The 20,203-nt window shown below is 31.3% G+C and carries 21 protein-coding genes; 2 read left to right on the top strand and 19 right to left on the bottom strand.

What is annotated here, in order from left to right:
- Positions 1-97 precede the first annotated feature (97 nt).
- Entirely contained in the window at positions 98-499 is a 402-nt protein-coding gene (locus KPL55_RS07485) for a hypothetical protein (RefSeq protein ID WP_216306086.1), read from the bottom strand.
- Positions 500-599: 100 nt separating this feature from the next.
- The gene (gene glyA / locus KPL55_RS07480) at positions 600-1,838 is read right to left on the bottom strand and encodes a serine hydroxymethyltransferase (protein ID WP_216306085.1); all 1,239 of its coding nucleotides are present in this window, start codon (positions 1,836-1,838) and stop codon (positions 600-602) included.
- Between the two features lie 460 nt (positions 1,839-2,298).
- On the opposite strand from glyA, the gene KPL55_RS07475 reads away from it, so the two are divergent.
- Entirely contained in the window at positions 2,299-3,072 is a 774-nt protein-coding gene (locus tag KPL55_RS07475; protein WP_216306084.1) for a threonine/serine exporter family protein, read from the top strand.
- Positions 3,069-3,494, top strand: coding sequence for a threonine/serine exporter family protein (locus KPL55_RS07470; protein WP_216306083.1), 426 nt, complete (start codon positions 3,069-3,071; stop codon positions 3,492-3,494). The genes KPL55_RS07475 and KPL55_RS07470 overlap by 4 nt, the downstream gene beginning before the upstream one ends.
- 47 nt (positions 3,495-3,541) lie before the next feature.
- Here the strand turns inward: KPL55_RS07470 and KPL55_RS07465 are convergent, their stop codons facing one another.
- The 17 genes from KPL55_RS07465 to ruvB form a co-directional block, all read right to left on the bottom strand.
- Positions 3,542-3,829, bottom strand: coding sequence for a metal-sensitive transcriptional regulator (locus KPL55_RS07465; RefSeq protein ID WP_246599343.1), 288 nt, complete (start codon positions 3,827-3,829; stop codon positions 3,542-3,544).
- Positions 3,830-3,874: 45 nt separating this feature from the next.
- The gene (aspS, locus tag KPL55_RS07460; RefSeq protein ID WP_216306082.1) at positions 3,875-5,656 is read right to left on the bottom strand and encodes an aspartate--tRNA ligase; all 1,782 of its coding nucleotides are present in this window, start codon (positions 5,654-5,656) and stop codon (positions 3,875-3,877) included.
- Between the two features lie 55 nt (positions 5,657-5,711).
- Positions 5,712-7,139, bottom strand: a complete 1,428-nt coding sequence (locus KPL55_RS07455) for a coproporphyrinogen III oxidase (protein ID WP_216306081.1) — start codon at positions 7,137-7,139, stop codon at positions 5,712-5,714.
- A gap of 64 nt (positions 7,140-7,203) precedes the next feature.
- Positions 7,204-7,806 (bottom strand): MBL fold metallo-hydrolase, encoded by a 603-nt coding sequence (locus KPL55_RS07450; protein WP_216306080.1) that lies wholly within the window; start codon positions 7,804-7,806, stop codon positions 7,204-7,206.
- A 10-nt stretch (positions 7,807-7,816) separates the two neighbouring features.
- Entirely contained in the window at positions 7,817-8,263 is a 447-nt protein-coding gene (dtd, locus tag KPL55_RS07445) for a D-aminoacyl-tRNA deacylase (RefSeq protein ID WP_216306079.1), read from the bottom strand.
- Between the two features lie 38 nt (positions 8,264-8,301).
- Positions 8,302-10,482: a RelA/SpoT family protein gene (locus KPL55_RS07440; RefSeq protein WP_216306078.1), complete on the bottom strand. Its 2,181-nt coding sequence runs from the start codon at positions 10,480-10,482 to the stop codon at positions 8,302-8,304.
- A gap of 96 nt (positions 10,483-10,578) precedes the next feature.
- Positions 10,579-11,097 carry an adenine phosphoribosyltransferase gene (locus KPL55_RS07435; protein ID WP_216306077.1) on the bottom strand — a complete coding sequence of 173 codons (519 nt, stop codon included), beginning with the start codon at positions 11,095-11,097 and terminating at the stop codon, positions 10,579-10,581.
- A 149-nt stretch (positions 11,098-11,246) separates the two neighbouring features.
- Complete coding sequence (locus tag KPL55_RS07430) at positions 11,247-12,149, bottom strand: DHH family phosphoesterase (protein WP_246599342.1); 903 nt, start codon at positions 12,147-12,149, stop codon at positions 11,247-11,249.
- A 136-nt stretch (positions 12,150-12,285) separates the two neighbouring features.
- Positions 12,286-13,152 carry a protein translocase subunit SecF gene (gene secF, locus KPL55_RS07425; RefSeq protein ID WP_216306076.1) on the bottom strand — a complete coding sequence of 289 codons (867 nt, stop codon included), beginning with the start codon at positions 13,150-13,152 and terminating at the stop codon, positions 12,286-12,288.
- A 4-nt stretch (positions 13,153-13,156) separates the two neighbouring features.
- Positions 13,157-14,422 carry a protein translocase subunit SecD gene (secD, locus tag KPL55_RS07420; RefSeq protein WP_376770430.1) on the bottom strand — a complete coding sequence of 422 codons (1,266 nt, stop codon included), beginning with the start codon at positions 14,420-14,422 and terminating at the stop codon, positions 13,157-13,159.
- A gap of 52 nt (positions 14,423-14,474) precedes the next feature.
- Positions 14,475-15,839, bottom strand: a complete 1,365-nt coding sequence (gene scfB, locus KPL55_RS07415; protein WP_216306074.1) for a thioether cross-link-forming SCIFF peptide maturase — start codon at positions 15,837-15,839, stop codon at positions 14,475-14,477.
- Positions 15,840-15,898: 59 nt separating this feature from the next.
- A complete protein-coding gene (scfA, locus tag KPL55_RS07410) occupies positions 15,899-16,036 on the bottom strand; it encodes a six-cysteine ranthipeptide SCIFF (RefSeq protein ID WP_216306073.1) in 138 nt (45 codons plus the stop codon).
- Between the two features lie 68 nt (positions 16,037-16,104).
- Positions 16,105-16,473 (bottom strand): TIGR04086 family membrane protein, encoded by a 369-nt coding sequence (locus KPL55_RS07405; RefSeq protein ID WP_216306072.1) that lies wholly within the window; start codon positions 16,471-16,473, stop codon positions 16,105-16,107.
- Positions 16,474-16,569: 96 nt separating this feature from the next.
- Positions 16,570-16,863, bottom strand: a complete 294-nt coding sequence (gene yajC, locus KPL55_RS07400) for a preprotein translocase subunit YajC (RefSeq protein ID WP_216306071.1) — start codon at positions 16,861-16,863, stop codon at positions 16,570-16,572.
- Positions 16,864-16,981: 118 nt separating this feature from the next.
- The gene (tgt, locus tag KPL55_RS07395; RefSeq protein WP_216306070.1) at positions 16,982-18,106 is read right to left on the bottom strand and encodes a tRNA guanosine(34) transglycosylase Tgt; all 1,125 of its coding nucleotides are present in this window, start codon (positions 18,104-18,106) and stop codon (positions 16,982-16,984) included.
- 59 nt (positions 18,107-18,165) lie between these two features.
- Positions 18,166-19,191, bottom strand: a complete 1,026-nt coding sequence (gene queA, locus KPL55_RS07390) for a tRNA preQ1(34) S-adenosylmethionine ribosyltransferase-isomerase QueA (protein ID WP_216306069.1) — start codon at positions 19,189-19,191, stop codon at positions 18,166-18,168.
- 5 nt (positions 19,192-19,196) lie between these two features.
- The gene (gene ruvB, locus KPL55_RS07385; RefSeq protein ID WP_216306068.1) at positions 19,197-20,201 is read right to left on the bottom strand and encodes a Holliday junction branch migration DNA helicase RuvB; all 1,005 of its coding nucleotides are present in this window, start codon (positions 20,199-20,201) and stop codon (positions 19,197-19,199) included.
- Positions 20,202-20,203: the final 2 nt, after the last annotated feature.

Here is a 20,203-nt window from a genome sequence, read left to right as displayed (position 1 = left end):
TGGAGCAAAAGGAAATAACCCTAAGAACAATCTTATGGTTATTTCCTTTTGTGTTATCTTAATAATAGCAAATCATTCAATGATTGTTCTGTAAATGTTAAGGTGCTACCCTATGTTTTGTATTAATAGCATATCCTCCACCAGATATCGTGGCATCATACGTTCCAGCCATAGTTTTCATGCTAACAACCCAATTAAATGTAGTTACACCTGTTGAATCGGTAGTTCTCCACTGGGTTACAAAAACTGTTTTGTTTGATAATTTATAAGACGTCTGTATGCTGTATAAAGTGTTAGGAGCTCCTTGTATAGTTATAACACCTATACCACCACGTCTAACATCAGATACTGAGTTTATAATTCGCAGACTATTTTGAGCTAATATAGATTGTTCATGTGACATAATTGGTTCTTTTACCATAGTGGATGCCTCCGCACCACTACTATATCCCATAATAAATATACTTAATAATAATACACATATTACCTTGAATTTCATAAAATCACCTCTTCTTATATAATAATGTGCCCATATATATAAGAAATATTGCATAACAGTAATTTATTAATGTTTTATGATTATCTATGTTATATAGGTATTATATAGTATCTTGGTATAATGGAAATTTGCTACACAATTGAACTACATTTTCTCTTATAGGTTCTAAATTACCTTCTCTATTATCTATAGTTTCATTTATAAGTGCAGCTATAACTTTCATCTCTTCTTCTTTGAATCCTCTAGTTGTAACGGCAGGAGTTCCAATTCTTATTCCACTTGTAACAAATGGACTTAAAGTTTCATTTGGTACAGTGTTTTTGTTCACAGTAATCCCTACTATGTCTAATAACTTTTCAGCTTCTTTACCTGTAATATTTTTATTAGTAAGTTCTATAAGTAAAAGATGATTATCTGTACCACCAGATACTAATTTAAAACCATATTTTTGAAGTTCTTCTCCAAGTACCTTTGCATTTTTAACTACTTGTTCAATATAAACTTTAAACTCCGGTTTAAGAGCTTCTCCAAAACAAACAGCTTTCGCAGCGATTGTATGCATCAATGGTCCACCCTGCATACCTGGAAAAATAGACTTATCTATTTGTTTTGCATATTTTTCTTTACATAAAATCACTCCACCTCTAGGTCCTCTTAGAGTTTTATGAGTAGTAGTAGTCACAAAATCTGCATATGGAACTGGAGACTCATGTGCTCCTGTTGCAACAAGTCCTGCAATATGTGCCATATCCACAAACATATAAGCGCCCACTTCATCACATATTTCTTTAAAAAGCTTAAAATTTATAGCTCTTGGATATGCACTTGCACCGATAACTATCATTTTAGGGTTATGTAATTTTGCAAGTTCTCTTACATTTTCATAATCTAGTGTCTCTGTAAGACTATCAACACCATAGGGTATGAAATTATATAACATGCCAGAAAAATTTACTGGACTTCCGTGAGTTAAATGTCCGCCATGATTGAGATTCATTCCTAGAACTGTATCACCTGGTTTTAGAACAGTGAAATATACTGCCATATTAGCTTGTGATCCTGAGTGAGGTTGTACATTAGCATGCTCTGCACCAAAAATCTTTATCACTCTCTCACGAGCTAAGTTTTCTATTTTATCAACTACTTCACAACCTCCATAATATCTTTTTCCTGGATAACCTTCTGCATATTTATTAGTTAATATAGATCCATTTGCTTCAAGTACTGCTTTGCTTACAAAGTTTTCAGATGCAATCAGTTCTATATGATCCTCTTGTCTTGTATTCTCCTCTTCAATAATTTGATAAATCTTTGAATCACTGTTTTTTAAATATTCCATAGTATTATGCCTTCCTCTCATCTTTTAGATTAATTATCACCAGAGGGTGTCAACTCTAATCCCTACCTTTGGTGACTTAATAATAAATTTTAAAATCGATAAAAATATAACTTTAGAAAATAAATATATTATTATAATTATATTATAAAATTTAATTGCATATTTATCAACCCAAAAGATGATTATTTTACTAAATGTTTTGAATTCTTTATAAATTATGATTATTGAGGGAGTATAATACTAGTAATATCATAATTATAATTTATACATTATATATTCATGAAATATTATTAAAGCTTTTAAAAAATAATTAAATTAATTTTCCAACTAGCAATGATTTATTGCTTTTATGGTATATAATGATGTAGAAATTTTATTATTTATACTATGTTAAATCTACAATTTAGACCTTATATTAGCCTAAAAGTCAAAGATGATTTTTATGATGAAAGGAGATTATATGCGAATTGACGATATCATTCATATTGCTACTGATGCTGGCAAAATCATTTTAGAAAATGGTGGAGAAACATATAGAGTTGAACAAACAATAACTATGATATGCACTTCATATGGAATACCCCTAACTGAAAGTTTTGTAACTCCTACTGGCATTATGGTTTCTATTACTAATAATGAAAATCAAACTGTTTCTTTAATTAAAAGAGTTCACATTAGAACAGTTAATTTAAATAAGGTTTCTATGATTAACAATCTATCTAGAAAACTTGTTTCTAACCCTTTATCATTTGCGGAAATAAGAAAAGAAATTAATTATATTAATAATTTACCGCCTTATTCTCAAAATACTACAACGTTTTTTTCTGCTTGTACTGCAGGATTTTTCACACTGATTTTTGGTGGGAACTATAAAGACTTTTTTGTAGCTTTTATAATTGGTGCTTTAATCAATTGTTTAAGCGTGTTTTTAGATAAATTAGATGTTAACAGTTTTCTAAAATATATGCTTGGAGGTGCTGTAGCTGCGTCCATTGCTCTTGTAGCTACAGCTCTAGGTCTTGTTGGGAATATGGATACTATTATAATAGGGTCTATTATGCTTCTTGTACCGGGCATTGCCATAACAAATGCTATAAGGGATACAATTGCAGGTGATTTAGTTTCAGGAATTTCTAGGTCTATAGAAGCTTTATTTATAGCCATTGCAATAGCTGCTGGGACAAGTATAATTTTTAAGATCTGGTTTTTGTTGTTTGGGGGTAAGCTCATATGATTATAAATTCTTTTTATGCTTTTTTAAGTTCTCTTGGTTTTGGAATATTATTTAATATTCGTGGTAAAAACTTGATAATTGCATCAATTGGAGGAGGCCTCGGCTGGTTTACCTATCTACTTGTGTCAGGTTTACAACCCTCTATTTCATTTTCTTTGTTCATTGCCTCAATGGTTGTGAGTATTTACTCAGAAATAATGGCAAGAGTATATAAGAACCCTGTTACCATGTTCGTAATTTGCGCAATTATACCTCTTGTTCCCGGTGGTGGAATGTATTATGCTACCCTTGAGGCGGTAAAGGGTAATTTCGAAGTTGCCCTGTCAAAAATTATTGTAACGCTTTTTAGTGCAGGCGCAATAGCTATTGGAATAATTTTTGTATCTTCGATAAGTTCAATATTAAAAAAGATAAAGAAGTAAAATTTGAAATCAAATTTTACTTCTTTATCTTTTTTATTTATATAAATTTATTTTAAAAACATAAGAAATGTTGAAACTAATTCATCAATTTTTTCTTCTTGAACAACATCATCATCACTAAGAAGGCAGTTTTTTGTATATCTCTCTAAAACTAAACCTCCTACTTTGGTCATAGCAGCCCTCACTGCAGCTACCTGAACCAAAATATTTTTGCAACAAGCATCACTTGTAACCATTTTTTCAATACCCTTAACCTGACCTTCAATTTTTCTTAACCTAACTTGTATATCTTTCGATAATTCATCATTCATTGATTTATCTTCTTTATTTATCATTTTACCACTCCCATATATAATATAGTGGAGAATTGATAGCTATTTCTACTTCTTTTCAGCTTTAATAATGCCAAGTTCACGAAGTTGTTTGTCATCAACCATATTTGGAGCTTCACTCATAGGGCAGTAAGCATTTTGATTCTTAGGGAAGGCAATTACGTCTTTAATGTTTTCAGTGCTAGCTAAAAACATTACTATTCTATCTAGCCCAAATGCAAGTCCACCGTGAGGTGGTGGTCCATATTTGAATGCTTCAAGTAAAAATCCAAATCTTTCCCATGCTTTTTCCCTAGTAAACCCTAATACTTTAAACATTGTTTCCTGAAGCTCAGAATTATGGATTCTTATACTTCCTCCACCTAATTCTTCTCCGTTTAACACTATGTCATAAGCTTTAGCACGAACTCTACCTGGATCTGATTCAAGATACTTTAGATCCTCATCCATTGGCATTGTAAAAGGATGATGTGCTGCAACATATCTATTTTCCTCTTCGCTGTAATCTAGTAATGGGAACTGTGTAACCCATACAAAGTTAAAATCCTTGCTACCACTTAATATCTCAAGTTCTTTAGCAACTTGCAATCTTAACGCGCCTAAAGACTGTAATACAACGCTATCTTTGTCTGCTACAATAAGTACCAAATCTCCTGTTTTTGCTCCTACCTTGTTTAGTATTGCTTGTATTTCATCCTCATTAAAAAACTTAGATATAGGAGATTTAATTCCATCTTCTTTACAAGCAATCCAAGCAAGTCCTTTTGCTCTGTAAGTCTTAACAAATTCACCTAATTTGTCTAATTTCTTTCTGCCCATATCTGCTGCATTATCAACCTTAATTGCTCTTACTGACCCGCCATTATCAATGGCGGGTTTAAATACTACAAATTCGCTATGAGATACTTCATTTGTAATATCATTTATCTCCATACCAAATCTTAAATCTGGCTTATCTGACCCGTATTTATCCATAGCCTCTTTATAGGTAATTCTTTTTATAGGAAGTTTAACATCTTCATTTACAACTTCTTTAAATAACTTTTTAATCAAAGCTTCATTTATTGCAATAACATCGTCTTCTTCAACAAATGACATTTCTATATCTATCTGAGTAAATTCTGGTTGCCTATTTGCTCTTAAATCTTCATCTCTAAAACATCTTGCTATTTGATAATATTTATCATATCCAGATACCATTAATAATTGCTTAAACAATTGTGGTGATTGTGGAAGCGCATAAAACATACCTGGATAATTTCTACTTGGAACTAAATAATCTCGAGCACCCTCTGGTGTACTTTTGGTTAGCATAGGTGTTTCTATATCAATAAATCCATTATCATCTAGAAAATTTCTTACTATTTTAGACGCCTTATGACGTATCATAAATATTTTTTGCATATCAGGTCTTCTTAAGTCCAGATATCTATATTTTAAACGTATATTCTCTGATGCATCTAATCCTTCTTTTATATAAATAGGTGGTGTTTCAGATTCAGATAAAATCTTTATGTTTTCACCTTTAACTTCTACAAGCCCTGTTGGCATATTTTCATTTGGAGATTGTCTTTTAATAAGTTCACCAGTTACAGCAATGCAATACTCAGGCTTAACTAAATCTGCCTTTGCAAAAGCTTCTTTGTTTATTTCTTCTCCAAATACTAATTGTAGTAGTCCTGTTCTATCTCTTAAATCTATAAAAACGAGTCCACCTAGATTTCTTTTCCTTTGAACCCACCCCATTACTGTTACTATATTTGATATATGTGATTCCCTAAGGTCACCACACATATTGGTTCTTTTTAAACCATCTAATGCTTCTGCCATTTTTTATCCTTCCTTTCCTTTTAAGGTTATTGCCTTAATACTTAATTATATCTATTTAACTATATAATGTTTCGAGCAAAATAATTTTCTTTTCAATCATTTCATCTACTCTTTTTATATACTCGCGAACATCTTTGACATTTGCAAATCTTTCATGCCTATTTTCCTCGAGAAAAACGACTTTAGAGACTGCATCTGCACCAAGCGCAATTACAGTTTGCTTTTCTTCAATCATTTGAATATTATATATCCCCTCTTTACCAGGGATTGCATACCCAACATTCTCCATATTACCAACCATATTTTTCTGCTTATACATATAATATGGTTTCATATCAAGTTTTTTAGATAACTCTACAGTAAGCTCATACATTTTGTTTAGTTCATATTGAGCTGGTATTTCAAATCTATAATTATTAAGCATATTCTCATGGAGCCTTGACGCTCTTTTTATTGACATACCATGAATTGTAACACTGTCAGGTTTAATTCCAAATATTTTATCGCAAGTATTTATTATATGAGTGATTTTTTCACCCGGTAGTCCTACTATTAAGTCCATATTTATATTATCAAAACCTAATTCCCTAGCCATTTCAAATTTTTCATAAACATCTTTAGCGTTATGATTTCTTCCAATTAAATCCAGAGTATCATCATTCATAGTTTGCGGATTTATGCTTATTCTATGAACTCCATAGTTTTTCATAGTAATTAACTTTTGACGCGTAATACTGTCAGGTCTTCCACACTCTACAGTAAATTCTTTCACATTACTGTTTTGAATAAACTCCTCATAAACACACTTCATTATCCACTCAAATTGATCATCATTAACAGACGTTGGGGTTCCCCCTCCAAAATACACACATTCAACATTTAGTTTCTTTTTCTTTATGTAATTACTAATGCTTTTTATTTCGTGAGATAATGCTTCAAGATAGGGAACTATTACATTTTTGCAACTTCCAATTGGATTAGATGTAAAAGAACAATATATGCAACGAGTAGGACAAAACGGCATATCAATATAAATACTTATATTATCTTTTTCATTATTAACTATATTTCTTTCAAACTTTGCAACATCAATACAAAGTCTTGCCTTATCTTCTCTCATAACATGTTTATCTTTAAAGTATGTTACTATATCTTCCTCCGAAACTTGCGCTTTTAAAAGTTCAAGAGCCTTCTTAGATGGCCTAATCCCTATTAATGTACCCCATGGAAGTTCCAAAGTTGTATTTTTTGAAAAAAATAAAAATACAGCTTTTTTAATTTCATCCTTATTTTTGTAAGATTTATTAATAGTGTATTCAAATTTTTCTGATTCATTTTGAATTTCTATTATATCTTCCTTTACGATAATGTTAAAATCATAATTTTCTTCAACAAATTTAATATCAGGAAAGAAAAAAAATAAATTTATAATTTGAAATACATCATAATTAAATTCTTTTGTGTTTAATTTTACTTTAATCATATTAACTCCTTAGTAAACTATATCGTATAAAAAATGCTTAATGCATTTTCCCTCGATTTTAATCCTATAAAAAAGGATTGTTTAATTTTTCATTATTTATTGTACTATAAGGTCCATGACCAGGATATACAATTGTATCTCCATCTAAACATAAAAGTTTTGATTTAATACTACTAATTATAGTATTAAAATCTCCTCCTGCAAAATCTGTTCTTCCAATTGAACCCGCAAATAAAGTATCACCTGTGAAAGCATGATTTTCTATTAAAAAGCTCATTCCACCAGGAGTATGACCCGGTGTATCTATGCAAGTAAACTCTAAATTTGAAACTTTTATTATATCCCCATCTCTAAGTAATTTATCTGCACCACCTTTAATAAGTGGACCAAATAAATACTCTCCAGCGTTTATCAAATCATCATCTTTAGAACTTATACATACAATGGCATTTGTGATTGCTTTAAGTTCAGCAACTCCTGATGTATGGTCAACATGACCATGTGTCAATAGTATATACTTAACCTTTGCGCCCATATTGTCTATAACATCAACAATATCCTGTACATCACCGCCAGGGTCTAGTACCACAGCTTCGTTGGTTTTTTTATCCATTATTATATAGCAATTTGCTCCATATATACCTGCAATAATTTTTTTGATTTCCATTGTATCCCTCCTAGAAGTCCTTCTTACTGTCTAAAAGCAAGGTCACAGGTCCATCATTTTGTATATAAACCTGCATATCCTCTCCAAAAATTCCCGTTTTAACATCGCCAAGCAAATCACTACATTGTTTAACAAATTCTAGATATAGCTTTTCAGATTGCTGCCCACTAAGTGCTTTCATAAAATTTGGTCTTCTGCCTTTTCTACAATCCCCGTACAATGTAAATTGCGAAACTACAAGGAGTTCGCCCTTAACATCTAATAAAGACAAATTCATTTTTCCATCTTCGTCAAAAATTCTAAGGTTTAATATCTTATCTTTTAAAAACTTTAAATCATCTTCCGTGTCGCCCTCACATATTCCAAGTAAAACATTTAATCCAAAACCTATTTGACCAACTATTATACCATTCACTTCAACTTTTGATGATCTTACTCTTTGAACTACTGCTCTCATAGTTATTCCTTTCACTATTAAACTAATAAAATATATTATTAGTTTTTTATTCTGTAAACTTCTATAACTCCAGACAACTTAGCAATTTTCTTTTTTAATTCTTTTAAACTTTCAATACCAGCAACCTTTAATTTTATATTAATTAAGGCAACACCATTTTTTAGAGTTTTTGCATTTATTGAGTAAAGATGTGTTTTTGTAAGTGTTATTATCTCCATTATATTGGACAATAAACCATATCTATCATCTGCTTTTATTTGAATTTCAGTGATATATCCTTTTCCCTCAGATGCTCCCCAACTTACTTCAATCATTTTATTTATTTCATTTTTCACTAATGCTTGCGCATTTTTACAATCACGCCTATGAACCGAAACTCCACGTCCTTTAGTTATGTACCCTATTATTTCATCACCCGGAACAGGATTACAACACTTAGCAAAACGTGCTAGAAGATTTCCTTCCCCTTTGACTATAAGTCCTGAGTAATCCATTTTCTTTTTATCATCTTTTTCTACGCTTTTGGTTATTTTATTTTCAATATCTTCAACAGTCATATTTTCTTTATTTTTATTTTCATAAACTTCTTTTAGTCTATTAACTACAGTTGAAGGCATGATGTCACCAACCCCAACATAAGCAAATAAATCATCTACATTTCTAAAATTATATTTTTTGTATATTTTTTCTATTGCTTCACCTTTAGCAATTACTCCAAAGTTATATTCTTGTCTTTTAGATTCTCTTTCAAGTAATTCTTTACCTTTTTCTATGCTCTCTTCTCTTTTGGCTTTTTTAAACCAAGCTTTAATTTTACTTTTAGCTTGATTACTTTTTGTAATATTAAGCCAATCAATATTAGGACCTTTAGCTGTTGGTGAGGTTACGATTTCTACAATTTCACCGGTTTTTAAATGATATTCAAGTGGAACCATTCTACCATTTACTTTTGCACCCATGCACCTATGCCCTATATCTGTATGAATTCTATATGCGAAATCGATAGGCGTTGCATCAAGAGGTAAATTAATAACTTCACCTTTTGGTGAAAATACAAAAACTTCATCTGAAAATAAATCAATTTTAAAACCTTCCATGAACTCTTCAGCATCAAACGTTTCTCCTTGCCATTCAAGAATATCTTTTAGCCAAGAAAATTTAGACTCACTATTTTCGTCTTCGCCACCTTCTACTCCTTCTTTATACTTCCAATGAGCTGCAATACCATATTCCGCAGTTTTATGCATCTCATATGTTCTAATTTGGATTTCGAAAGGTTTACCGTGTGGTCCAATTACTGTTGAATGTAATGACTGATACATGTTTGGTTTTGGCATTGCAATATAATCTTTAAATCTTCCTGGAATTGGTTTATATACCGTATGTACTATACCTAGAGCTGCATAACAGTTTCCAATATCATTTACTAAAATTCTAACTGCAGTCAAATCAAACACTTGATCTAATGTTTTATTTTTAGTAACCATTTTTCTGTATATACTGTAGAAATGTTTTGGTCTTCCGTCCATATCAGCTTCTATTCCAACCATATTTAAGTTGAATTTTAATTCTAGTATTATATTATTTATATTTTCTTCTCGTTCAACCCTTTTTTCAGCAATTTTTCTAACTAAATTATAATATTCGTTAGGGTTTAAATATCTTAGTGATAAGTCCTCAAGTTCCCATTTGATTTTAGACATACCAAGTCTGTGCGCTAGAGGGGCATAGATATCCAAAGTTTCTTTTGCCTTTTGTTTTTGCTTTGCTACAGGCATATATTTAAGCGTACGCATATTATGAAGTCTATCTGCAAGTTTAATAAGAATAACTCGAATATCCTTTGCCATAGCCAGAAGCATTTTGCGTACATTATCAGCTTGTTCCTCTTCTTTAGTTTTGTACTTTATAAGACCAAGCTTAGTTACGCCTTCTACTAAATCTGCTACTTCTATATTAAATTCGCGGCATACATCATCATAAGTATATACTGTATCTTCAATTACATCATGAAGAAGACCTGCAATAATTGTGCTGGTATCAAGTCCCATTTCCGCTAGAATGCAAGCAACTTCAACTGGGTGCACAATATAAGGTTCACCTGATTCTCTCTTTTGCTCTTTATGCGCCGCATAAGAAAAATTAAAGGCTTTAACTATGAGATCTTTATCTACAATATTACAATTATTTTCTATCTTATGTAACAATTTTTTAAGCATTGCTTATACACTCCTAAAATTAAAGGCTGGTTCTATAACCAGCCTATACTTTTTACAACTATTATATAATGTTTTGTACAATTATGCAATTTTAATTTATATGTCGTACTTTACAAGAGACTCGATGTGATAACCTTTAAGCTTTTCTTTTCCATTAAGCTCGGTTAATTCAATTACAAAATTTAATGAAACAACTTCACCACCCATTTGCTCAATGAGTTTTGTGACTGCTGCAACTGTACCCCCAGTGGCAAGTAAATCATCTACAATTGCTACTTTTTGACCAGGCTTAATTGCATCTTTATGGATTTCAAGTTTATCAGTTCCGTATTCGAGCTCGTACTCAATCTCAATAGTGTCGCAAGGTAACTTACCAGGCTTTCTAACTGGAACAAATCCAGCTCCAAGGGCATACGCCACGGGTACACCAAACAAAAAACCCCTTGCCTCAGGTCCTACGATAACGTCTATCTGTTTATTCTTTAAATCAGATACCATTCTATCTATAGTGTATTTAAGTACGTTGCCATCCTGAAGCAATGTAGTTATATCTTTAAAGCTAATGTTTTCTTTCGGAAAATTTTCTATTATTCTTATACTATTTTTTAAATCCATGGTTATTCCCCCTAAAATAAAATCAAAGTATAAACTTTGATGAACTTTTCATTATTTCATTTTGCTTTTTATATATTCTATTATATGATATATTGCCTTATATATGCAATATTTAAATTATGAAGTAACTTATTATGTGTAATATTATACTAAATCATCATGGGACTGTTTTTTGATTCATTATCTAAGTACTTTGATATTTGTAGTGCTCTATTTTTGTCAGATGTAATAAATAACTCTACAACAATTTTAGCATTATCCATTCTTCCGACAGAATTAATAGTTGGCATTACATTCAATGCCAACTTTGATACTGTCTCTTCATTAATTACATCTATATTATGGGTTTTTAAAAGTGCGCATATTCCATAGTTTTCGGTGTTTTTTAATTGTTTTATACCTTCTTGTGTTATTATTTTATTCTCACCATGTATTTTAATTTCACCATCTATTTTCGTTTTACTATAAATTGTACCTATCATCACCAAATCCATATATTTGTTTATTGATTTCATTTTATAATAAGATGATATTGCCTGAGCAAGTTTAAATGCCATTCCGCAAGCACATAATCCCTTGAATGGGTAATTGCATCCCTTCTGTTTTGGATTCACAACTATGGTATCAGGTGGACAATTAATAGGTTCGTGAAAATCTGTAATAATAACGTCGATTCCCATGTCCTTACATGACTCTATTTCATGGGAAGAATTGATACCACAACCTAATGTAATTATAAGTCCTGGTCCTAGATATTTTATATGACTGGTAATATCTTTTTCATTTAAGTTTCGGAACTCACTTAGTTCACCTGGTATAAAATACTCAACATCAGCATTTAAAAACTTAAGAACAATCATAAGCAAGGAAATTGCCGTAATACTATCCACATCATAAAAACCATAAAGGACAATTTTTTCTCTTTCATTTATAGCTTTAATAATTCTATGTAATGCATCATCCATTCCTTTTAATAAAAATGGATTATACATATTAAAATCTATGAACCTATTTTTATTATTCTTTTGCATGTTTTTAAGACGATCCACCATAAAAACTCCTCGATGTTACTATAAATCTTAATAATAGATAACTTATTATATGTAATATTTTCTGTTATATAAATAAAAAAGGCAAAGAAGTAATTAATACATCCTACTTCTTTGTCTTTAATTTTAATTATTTTTTTTATGTTGTGGCTTTCTTATTTCTTTTCTTAAGAATCACCCAAACAGGACTTGCTATAAAGATTGAAGAATAACATCCAACTAATATACCTATAATTAAAGGTAAACTAAGATCTCTAATTGATGGTACAAATACATATACTGCAACTATAGTAAATAATGTTGTAGCAACTGTATTTATAGACCTTGGCATAGTCTCGGTAATACTCTCATTAGTAATTTGATCTATAGAAGCTTTTCTCATTTTCTTCTGATTTTCTCTTATTCTATCAAATATAACTATAGTATCATTAATGGAATAACCAATTATAGTAAGAATAGCTGCTATAAATGTTGCATTTACTGGTATTTGAAAAACTGCATAAACTCCAAGTGTAATTAAAACATCGTGCAATAATGCAATTATAGCTGCAGTTGCAAATTTAAATTCAAATCTAAAACCAATATACACAAGCATACAAATTACTGCAATGATTAAAGCAAGTACGGCTTTGGACTTTAATTCACTACCAACTGATGCACCGGTAGTATCTTGTGAAGCTAATTCACTAGATTTAAACTGAGTTTTAATTTCTTTCACCATTGTTGCTATTTCATCAGCAGTAAGTGCATCGCTTTTTATAGTTACCTCGTAATCTTTACCATCATCTACTGTTTTTGATAAATACTGATTCTTTGCGTACTTATCTATTATTTTATCTACATCTGCTTTTTTAAATTCTTGGTTCATACTTACATTAAGTACTGCTCCACCAGTGAAATCAATACCTAAGTTCAAACCTCTTGTTGCTAAGAATCCCATCCCTATTACAATTATGAATAGAGATATAGCAAACATTATTTTAGTTTTTTCAACTATCTTTAGCATATGTTTACCCCCTCTTCACGCCAAAATGAGATAACTTACTTAAGAGTCCCATTTCAACTGCTAATTTTAATAAGAATTTAGTGCAAGTAAGTGCTGTGAACACACTTATAACTATACCAATCATAAGAGTTAATGCAAAGCCTTTTACTGCTCCTGTTCCAACAGTGTACAGAACTAATCCTGCAATTATTGTTGTAATATTTGAATCTAATATTGATGACAATGCTCTATGAAAACCCGAATCTACAGAAGATTTTATAGATTTTCCAGTTTTAAGTTCTTCTTTTATTCGCTCAAATATTAACACATTAGCATCTACTGCCATACCAACTGTAAGTAGAAATCCTGCTATACCTGAAAGTGTCAAAGTTGCATTTATTGCTGTGAATGCACCTAACAATAAAACTACGTATAAAATTAAAGATATATCTGCAATCATTCCAGGTGCCCTATAATATAAAAGCATAAATATTAATATAAATAATATTCCTATAGCTCCAGCCTTCATACTTAATGCTAATGCATTTGACCCTAAAGTAGCACCAACAGTTTTAACAGAAACAGCTTTTAAAGTAACTGGCAATGCTCCTGATTTAATAATTTGAGCTTTTGTTGTTGCTACTTCAAGTGTCTCACTTCCTGAAATAGTAGCCTTACCGTCAGTTATAACAGCCTCGACAGTAGGATTTGTTAACTCATCAGCATCCATATAAATAGTAATTGCTTGACCTATAAATTTTTGGGTTGCAACTGCAAATTTTTTCTTTCCTGCATCATTAAATTCAAGCCCAATAGTGGGTTTATTGTCGTTATCTAAGTATGCAGTAGCATCTTTTATATCTTTTCCAGTAAGAATTGTTACTTTATCAGGACCAACAAATTTAAGTTCACCTGACTTTGCAACTGTGTCAAGAATCTCTTTTGACTCAAATTTACCTGGTATCTCAATTCTAATTCTCTTTTCTCCTTCTTTGGCAACTAGTGTTTCACTAACTCCCATTTTGTTAATTCTCATAGAAATAAGTTCAATCGCTCGGTCTAAGGTTTTTTGGTCAACTTTACTTCCTTGAACTTCTTCTAATATAGAAATTCCGCCCTGCAGATCTAACCCTCTATTTATAGTTTCAGTAAATGGTTTAATTCTGTAAGCTCCTATTTTAATTCCATGAAATCCTGTAAATGCTAATATTCCAACAACTAAAACACTAAGTAAAAAAAGTATCATGCTTTTCTTCTTTTTCATCTTTATCCCCCTTCGCTGCTTATTCAATATTTTTATTATATTATGAATAAAAAAATTAGTCAATATTAGGTAATTTCAATCATTTATTCATAGTTTTAGTCTTTAATGCTATAGCGCACTCTATCCTCTTCTTTTGCATCTTGCATCCAATTTCATAAGGAATATGCATATCTCCATTAAAATTAAAATTATTTGCTTGACATCCACCACTACAATAAAATTTAGCCCAACAATCGGTGCATTTAGGTTTATTATATATATGTGCTTCTTTAAATTCTTTTACCATTTCTGTGTTATGAATTCCGTTATATATATCTCCCATTAAGAAATCTTTATTACCTACAAACTGATGACAGGGATATATATCACCATCTGGAGTAACTGCTATATATTCATGACCGGCTCCACATCCAGAAATTCTCTTATAAACACATGGTCCACCTTGAAGATCTATATTAAAGTGATAAAACTTAAAGCTAGTTCCATCCTTATGTCTTTGAAGCATGTCCGCATATAACTTATCATATTGCTCAAAAATAACTGGTAAGTCTTCTTCTCTAATTGAAAGTTCATGTTCGTCTGGTAAAACTACAGGTTCTATAGATATTTCTTTAAAACCTAAATCTGCCATATGTTTTACATCTTCATAAAAATCTGTATTCTCTCTAGTGAAGGTTCCTCTGACATAATAAGCTTTTGACTTATCTCTCATATCAACCATTTTTTTTATGTTTGGAAGTATTCTATCATAGGACCCGCTTCCATCCACTTTTACCCTAACTTTATCATTAATAGATTTTCTACCATCTATGCTAAGTACTATATTACCCATATTCTCATCTAAATATTTCATAATTTCATCATTAAGTAATGTAGCATTAGTTGTCATTGTAAATCTAATAACTTTTTTATAGATTTTTTCTTGAACTTTTGCATATTCAACTATTTCTTTTATCATATCGAAAGCCATAAGTGGTTCTCCACCGAATAAATCTATCTCAATATTTTTTCTTGGCCCAGAATTTTTTAAAACGAAATCTATTGCCTTCATTCCAACTTCTACGGACATTGCTTTTCTAGCACCATGATACTCACCCTCATCAGCAAAACAGTACTTACATCGTAAGTTACAGTCGTGTATTATATTCAGGCAAAGTGCCTTTATGTATGGTTCTGATTCTCCACCACTTTTTGCAATTGCTTCATATAAATCTTTTGTGTATAACAGATCTCCCTTAATTAAACTTTGAATTTCGTTATACGCTTCATCAATATCTTCTACTGTGTATTTATTTTTAAAACTTTCTATTAGTTCTTCTTTTTTTCTAAGTGAATTATTATCCAAAAGATCATAAACCATTTCATCAACTACGTGTAGTGATCCAGAATTTATATCAATTACATAATATTCACCATCTTGAATGAATTTATGAATTATTGACAATGTATTTCCTCCTAACTAAATTTAAAGCAGTAACCCTAGTTACTGCTCACTTAATTATATTAATTTTCACAAGCTAAGTTAGCTACAGTGCAAGAAGTTTTGCATGCTGATTGACATGAATTAGCACATTCTTTGCATCCTGGTTTTTTTAAGCTATCTTTAATTGTTGCAGCACTTATAGTTTTTATATGTTTCATATTTATTCCTCCATATCATAAAGTTTCCGTGTTATTATATCATAATTTCATAGGTAAATAAAGAGTTCTTATAAATTTATTCCAAGCATCCCAGACAAAGCACCTATACTTAGTGCTAATGCAGTTCTTACTACCTCTCGCATGCCTATAGCTGCACTTCCACCACCAAATACCTTTACTAGGTATAAAACTACCATGTAAGTTATTGCAACTAAAATGCCCATGAGCCAACCTTTTTCCCCTGCTTTTTTTGCAGCAAAAATTGATCCGTAAAGAACACTAACTAATGTTATTATAATATAAAAAACAGATGTTACCTTCATACTAGCAGGTAAATAGGTTGTTATAACTGAATAAATTACTAATACTATTAAAGTTAAAATAGCAGACCTAAATACACCTTCGCCAGCACAAGAATATTTTAATTTATTTTCCATGTAAATTCCCCCTTTTTTAAATCTTAACAAATTTATTTTTAATTAAAATCCATAATATAAATTATGATTAAAAAGGGGGTTTTATTACTTAAATCTCTATTTTTTCTCTACTACTACTTCTGCACTGTCTATACTTATAACAGTTCCTATACCGCTTTTTGAAAGTTTAATTCTAGTTCTGTCTGGACCACTTTCTAATATAATGTAATCATCTTGAATATTAATGATTTTTCCAATTATACCGCCCTTAGTCATTACTTCATCATTTACTTTTAAATTATTTAAAAGTGCAGCATATTTTTTCTTTCTTTTGTTTTCTGGTATAAATATTACTAGATAAAACACTGCGAGCATTAATATTAAAGGTAATAAAGTTCCTATTGATTGCATGTATGTACCCTCCCTTCGATATTATTTTAAAATCATATAATAAAATAATTTTCTCATAAAAATATATCCCTAGAGAACTACTTTTATAAGTAAATCATATTATATTAAATAATTAATTTTACTCATTCCACGCTGCAATTTTTTCAGCCTTAAATTCTTCAAAACAATCATTATCAATAGCATCTCTAATGTCTTGCATAAGTTTATTATAAAAATATAGATTATGAAGAACACAAAGCCGCATGGCTAGCATTTCTTTCGCCTTAAATAAGTGTCTTATGTAGGCTCTTGTGTAATTTTTGCAAGTAGGACATTGGCAACCTACATCAATAGGATTGCTGTCTAGTTCAAATTTGGCATTCATTATATTTATTCTGCCATCACTAGTAAATACATTTCCGTGCCTGCCATTTCTTGCTGGTAATACGCAATCAAAAAAATCTACGCCTCTTGATACAGCTTCTAAAATATTTATAGGATAACCAACACCCATTAGATATATTGGTTTATCCTGGGGCAAGTGTGGAACAACTGCATCAATAATTCTATACATTTCTTCGTGCGACTCACCAACTGCAAGCCCTCCAATAGCATAACCATCTAAATCTAGCTTACTAATTGTTTTAGCATGTTCTATTCTAATATCCGAGTATGTTCCACCCTGGTTAATACCGAATAACATCTGCTTGTTGTTTATAGTGCCTTCTAGTGAATTTAATCTATCCATTTCAACCATGCAACGATCTAGCCATCTTGTAGTTCTAGCTACAGAATCAACAACATATTCTTTTGTTGAAGGGTTTGGGACACATTCATCGAATGCCATAGCAATTGTAGATCCTAAATTACTTTGTATTTGCATGCTTTCTTCTGGTCCCATGAATATTTTTTTACCATCAATATGAGAATTAAAGTAAACGCCTTCTTCTTTAATTTTTCGCATCTTAGATAAAGAGAATACCTGAAAACCTCCTGAATCTGTAAGGATTGGCCTATCCCAATTCATAAATTTATGTAATCCACCCATCTTTTTTACAACCTTATCGGACGGCCTTAAATGTAGGTGATAAGTATTAGATAATTCTACTTGGCAACCAATTTCCTTTAAGTCCATAGTTGATACAGCGCCTTTAATGACTGCTAAAGTTCCTACATTCATAAATACAGGTGTTTGAATTACCCCATGAGGTGTTGTAAATTCACCACGTCTTACTTTACCACTTTTCTTAAGTAATTTATACATATTTACCTCTCTTTCCATACAATAAATAAAAATTATTTATTTATTCCACTAATTACTCACTAGTATAAAAACATTGCGTCTCCAAAACTAAAGAATCTATATTTTTCTTTTACAGCAGTATCATACGCACCCATAACTAAATCTTGACCTGCAAACGCACTTACAAGCATTATTAATGTTGATTCTGGAAGATGAAAATTAGTTATTAATGCATCAACAATTTTAAATTTATATCCAGGATAAATAAAGATGTCTGTCCATCCAGATTTTTCACATACTCTAGCATTCTCATCTGCTATACTCTCAAGTGTTCTATTAGAAGTGGTACCTACAGCAATAACTCTTCCACCATTTTCTTTAGCTTTATTTATTGTATTTGCTGCCTGCGCACTTAACATATAATGTTCTGAATGCATTTCATGCTCTTCTACAACCTCGGCTTTAACAGGCCTAAAAGTTCCAAGGCCTACATGTAGTGTTACAAAAGCAATTGCAATACCTTTAGCTTTAATTTGTTCTAGTAAATCATTTGTAAAATGAAGCCCTGCAGTAGGCGCGGCAGCAGATCCTACTTCTTTTGAGAATACTGTCTGATATCTTTCCTTATCTTTTAACTTCTCAGTTATATATGGTGGTAGTGGCATCTCTCCAAGTCTATCTAAAACTTCTTCAAATATCCCATCATATTCAAATTCCACAATTCTACTTCCGCCGTCAGAAAAGCTTATAACTTTTGCTTTTAGCTCTCCATTTCCAAAAATAAACCTAGATCCAATAACTGCTTTTTTTCCTGGTTTAACTAATGTTTCCCATTGGTTAATATCTATTCTTCTTAAAAGAAGAAATTCCATTTTACCTCCAGTTCCTTCGCGAACTCCTAGGAGCCTGGCAGGCAAAACCCTAGTATCATTTAATACTAAACAATCTCCAGGGTTTAAATACTCTATTATATTTTTAAAATGTTTATGTTCTATTTCTTTACTGGTTTTATTAACAACCATAAGCCTTGACTCATCCCTTTTTTCAACTGGATGTTGAGCAATTAGCTCCTTTGGTAAATCAAAATAAAAATCCTTTACTTTCAAAAAAATTACACCCTTTCTCTATTTAAATGCTCATATGCCTTATCTGACGCTATTCTTCCCCTAGGGGTTCTTATTATAAAACCCTTTTGAATTAAATAAGGCTCATAGACATCTTCAAGCGTTCCTATTTCTTCGCCTATAAAATATGCTAAAGTCTCTATACCTACTGGTCCGCCGTTAAAATTATCTATAATAGCTCCGAGCATTTTATTATCTATTCTATCAAAACCTTGATCATCTATTTCAAGAAGAATACAAGCTGCCTTTGCTAATTTTAAGTCAATAATTCCATTGCCCTTAACATCACAATAATCTCGCACACGCTTAAGCAACCGATTAGCAATCCTCGGAGTACCCCTTGAACGTCTTGCTATTTCAACTGCTGCATCTTTTGTGATATCAACCTTTAAAATAGCTGCTGAGCGGATTACTATTTCTTTTAACTCGCTTTGCGTATAATATTCCATGGCACTTAAAACTCCAAATCTATCACGAAGAGGTGCTGTTAACAATCCAACTCTAGTAGTCGCACCAATAAGTGTAAATTTAGGTAAATCAAGCCTTATTGATTTTGCTGATGCTCCCTTACCTATTACAATATCTAGTGCATAGTCTTCCATTGCAGGATATAGTATTTCTTCTATAGATCTGTTTAGCCTATGTATTTCATCAATAAAAAGAACATCATAATCACTCAAACTGGTTAAAATGGCTGCTAAATCTCCAGCCCTTTCGATTGCCGGTCCCGAAGTAACTTTTAAATTTCCCTTCATTTCTCGTGCAATAATATTCGCAAGTGTTGTTTTTCCAAGTCCTGGTGGACCATATAAAAGAACATGATCAAGTGCTTCTTCTCTATTTTGAGCCGCTTTAATAAATATATTTAATTTTTCTTTTATCTTTGATTGGCCAATATATTCGCTAAGTTTTTTGGGCCTTAAGGAATATTCTGCATCTATATCTTCTTCAATGACCGATGAAGTAATAATTCTATCCTCAGTATTATCCATAA

It is taken from the genome of Clostridium lacusfryxellense (genome assembly GCF_018861735.1).
Classification (GTDB): domain Bacteria; phylum Bacillota; class Clostridia; order Clostridiales; family Clostridiaceae; genus Clostridium_AD; species Clostridium_AD lacusfryxellense.
Note: the sequence above shows the minus strand (reverse complement) of the source record. Positions and strands in the feature narration are given on the sequence as shown.

Excerpts from the sequence above, each read along its gene's own strand:
- tgt (WP_216306070.1), bottom strand. The coding sequence starts at position 18,106 with ATGTATAAATTACTTAAGAAAAGTGGTAAAGTAAGACGTGGTGAATTT.
- KPL55_RS07470 (WP_216306083.1), top strand. The coding sequence starts at position 3,069 with ATGATTATAAATTCTTTTTATGCTTTTTTAAGTTCTCTTGGTTTTGGA.
- KPL55_RS07450 (WP_216306080.1), bottom strand. The coding sequence starts at position 7,806 with ATGGAAATCAAAAAAATTATTGCAGGTATATATGGAGCAAATTGCTAT.
- yajC (WP_216306071.1), bottom strand. The coding sequence starts at position 16,863 with ATGCAATCAATAGGAACTTTATTACCTTTAATATTAATGCTCGCAGTG.
- KPL55_RS07455 (WP_216306081.1), bottom strand. The coding sequence starts at position 7,139 with ATGATTAAAGTAAAATTAAACACAAAAGAATTTAATTATGATGTATTT.
- KPL55_RS07440 (WP_216306078.1), bottom strand. The coding sequence starts at position 10,482 with ATGCTTAAAAAATTGTTACATAAGATAGAAAATAATTGTAATATTGTA.
- dtd (WP_216306079.1), bottom strand. The coding sequence starts at position 8,263 with ATGAGAGCAGTAGTTCAAAGAGTAAGATCATCAAAAGTTGAAGTGAAT.
- KPL55_RS07405 (WP_216306072.1), bottom strand. The coding sequence starts at position 16,473 with ATGGAAAATAAATTAAAATATTCTTGTGCTGGCGAAGGTGTATTTAGG.
- KPL55_RS07465 (WP_246599343.1), bottom strand. The coding sequence starts at position 3,829 with ATGATAAATAAAGAAGATAAATCAATGAATGATGAATTATCGAAAGAT.
- ruvB (WP_216306068.1), bottom strand. The coding sequence starts at position 20,201 with ATGGATAATACTGAGGATAGAATTATTACTTCATCGGTCATTGAAGAA.
- scfA (WP_216306073.1), bottom strand. The coding sequence starts at position 16,036 with ATGAAACATATAAAAACTATAAGTGCTGCAACAATTAAAGATAGCTTA.
- KPL55_RS07435 (WP_216306077.1), bottom strand. The coding sequence starts at position 11,097 with ATGGATTTAAAAAATAGTATAAGAATAATAGAAAATTTTCCGAAAGAA.
- KPL55_RS07430 (WP_246599342.1), bottom strand. The coding sequence starts at position 12,149 with ATGGTGGATCGTCTTAAAAACATGCAAAAGAATAATAAAAATAGGTTC.
- secF (WP_216306076.1), bottom strand. The coding sequence starts at position 13,152 with ATGCTAAAGATAGTTGAAAAAACTAAAATAATGTTTGCTATATCTCTA.
- aspS (WP_216306082.1), bottom strand. The coding sequence starts at position 5,656 with ATGGCAGAAGCATTAGATGGTTTAAAAAGAACCAATATGTGTGGTGAC.
- glyA (WP_216306085.1), bottom strand. The coding sequence starts at position 1,838 with ATGGAATATTTAAAAAACAGTGATTCAAAGATTTATCAAATTATTGAA.
- KPL55_RS07485 (WP_216306086.1), bottom strand. The coding sequence starts at position 499 with ATGAAATTCAAGGTAATATGTGTATTATTATTAAGTATATTTATTATG.
- KPL55_RS07475 (WP_216306084.1), top strand. The coding sequence starts at position 2,299 with ATGCGAATTGACGATATCATTCATATTGCTACTGATGCTGGCAAAATC.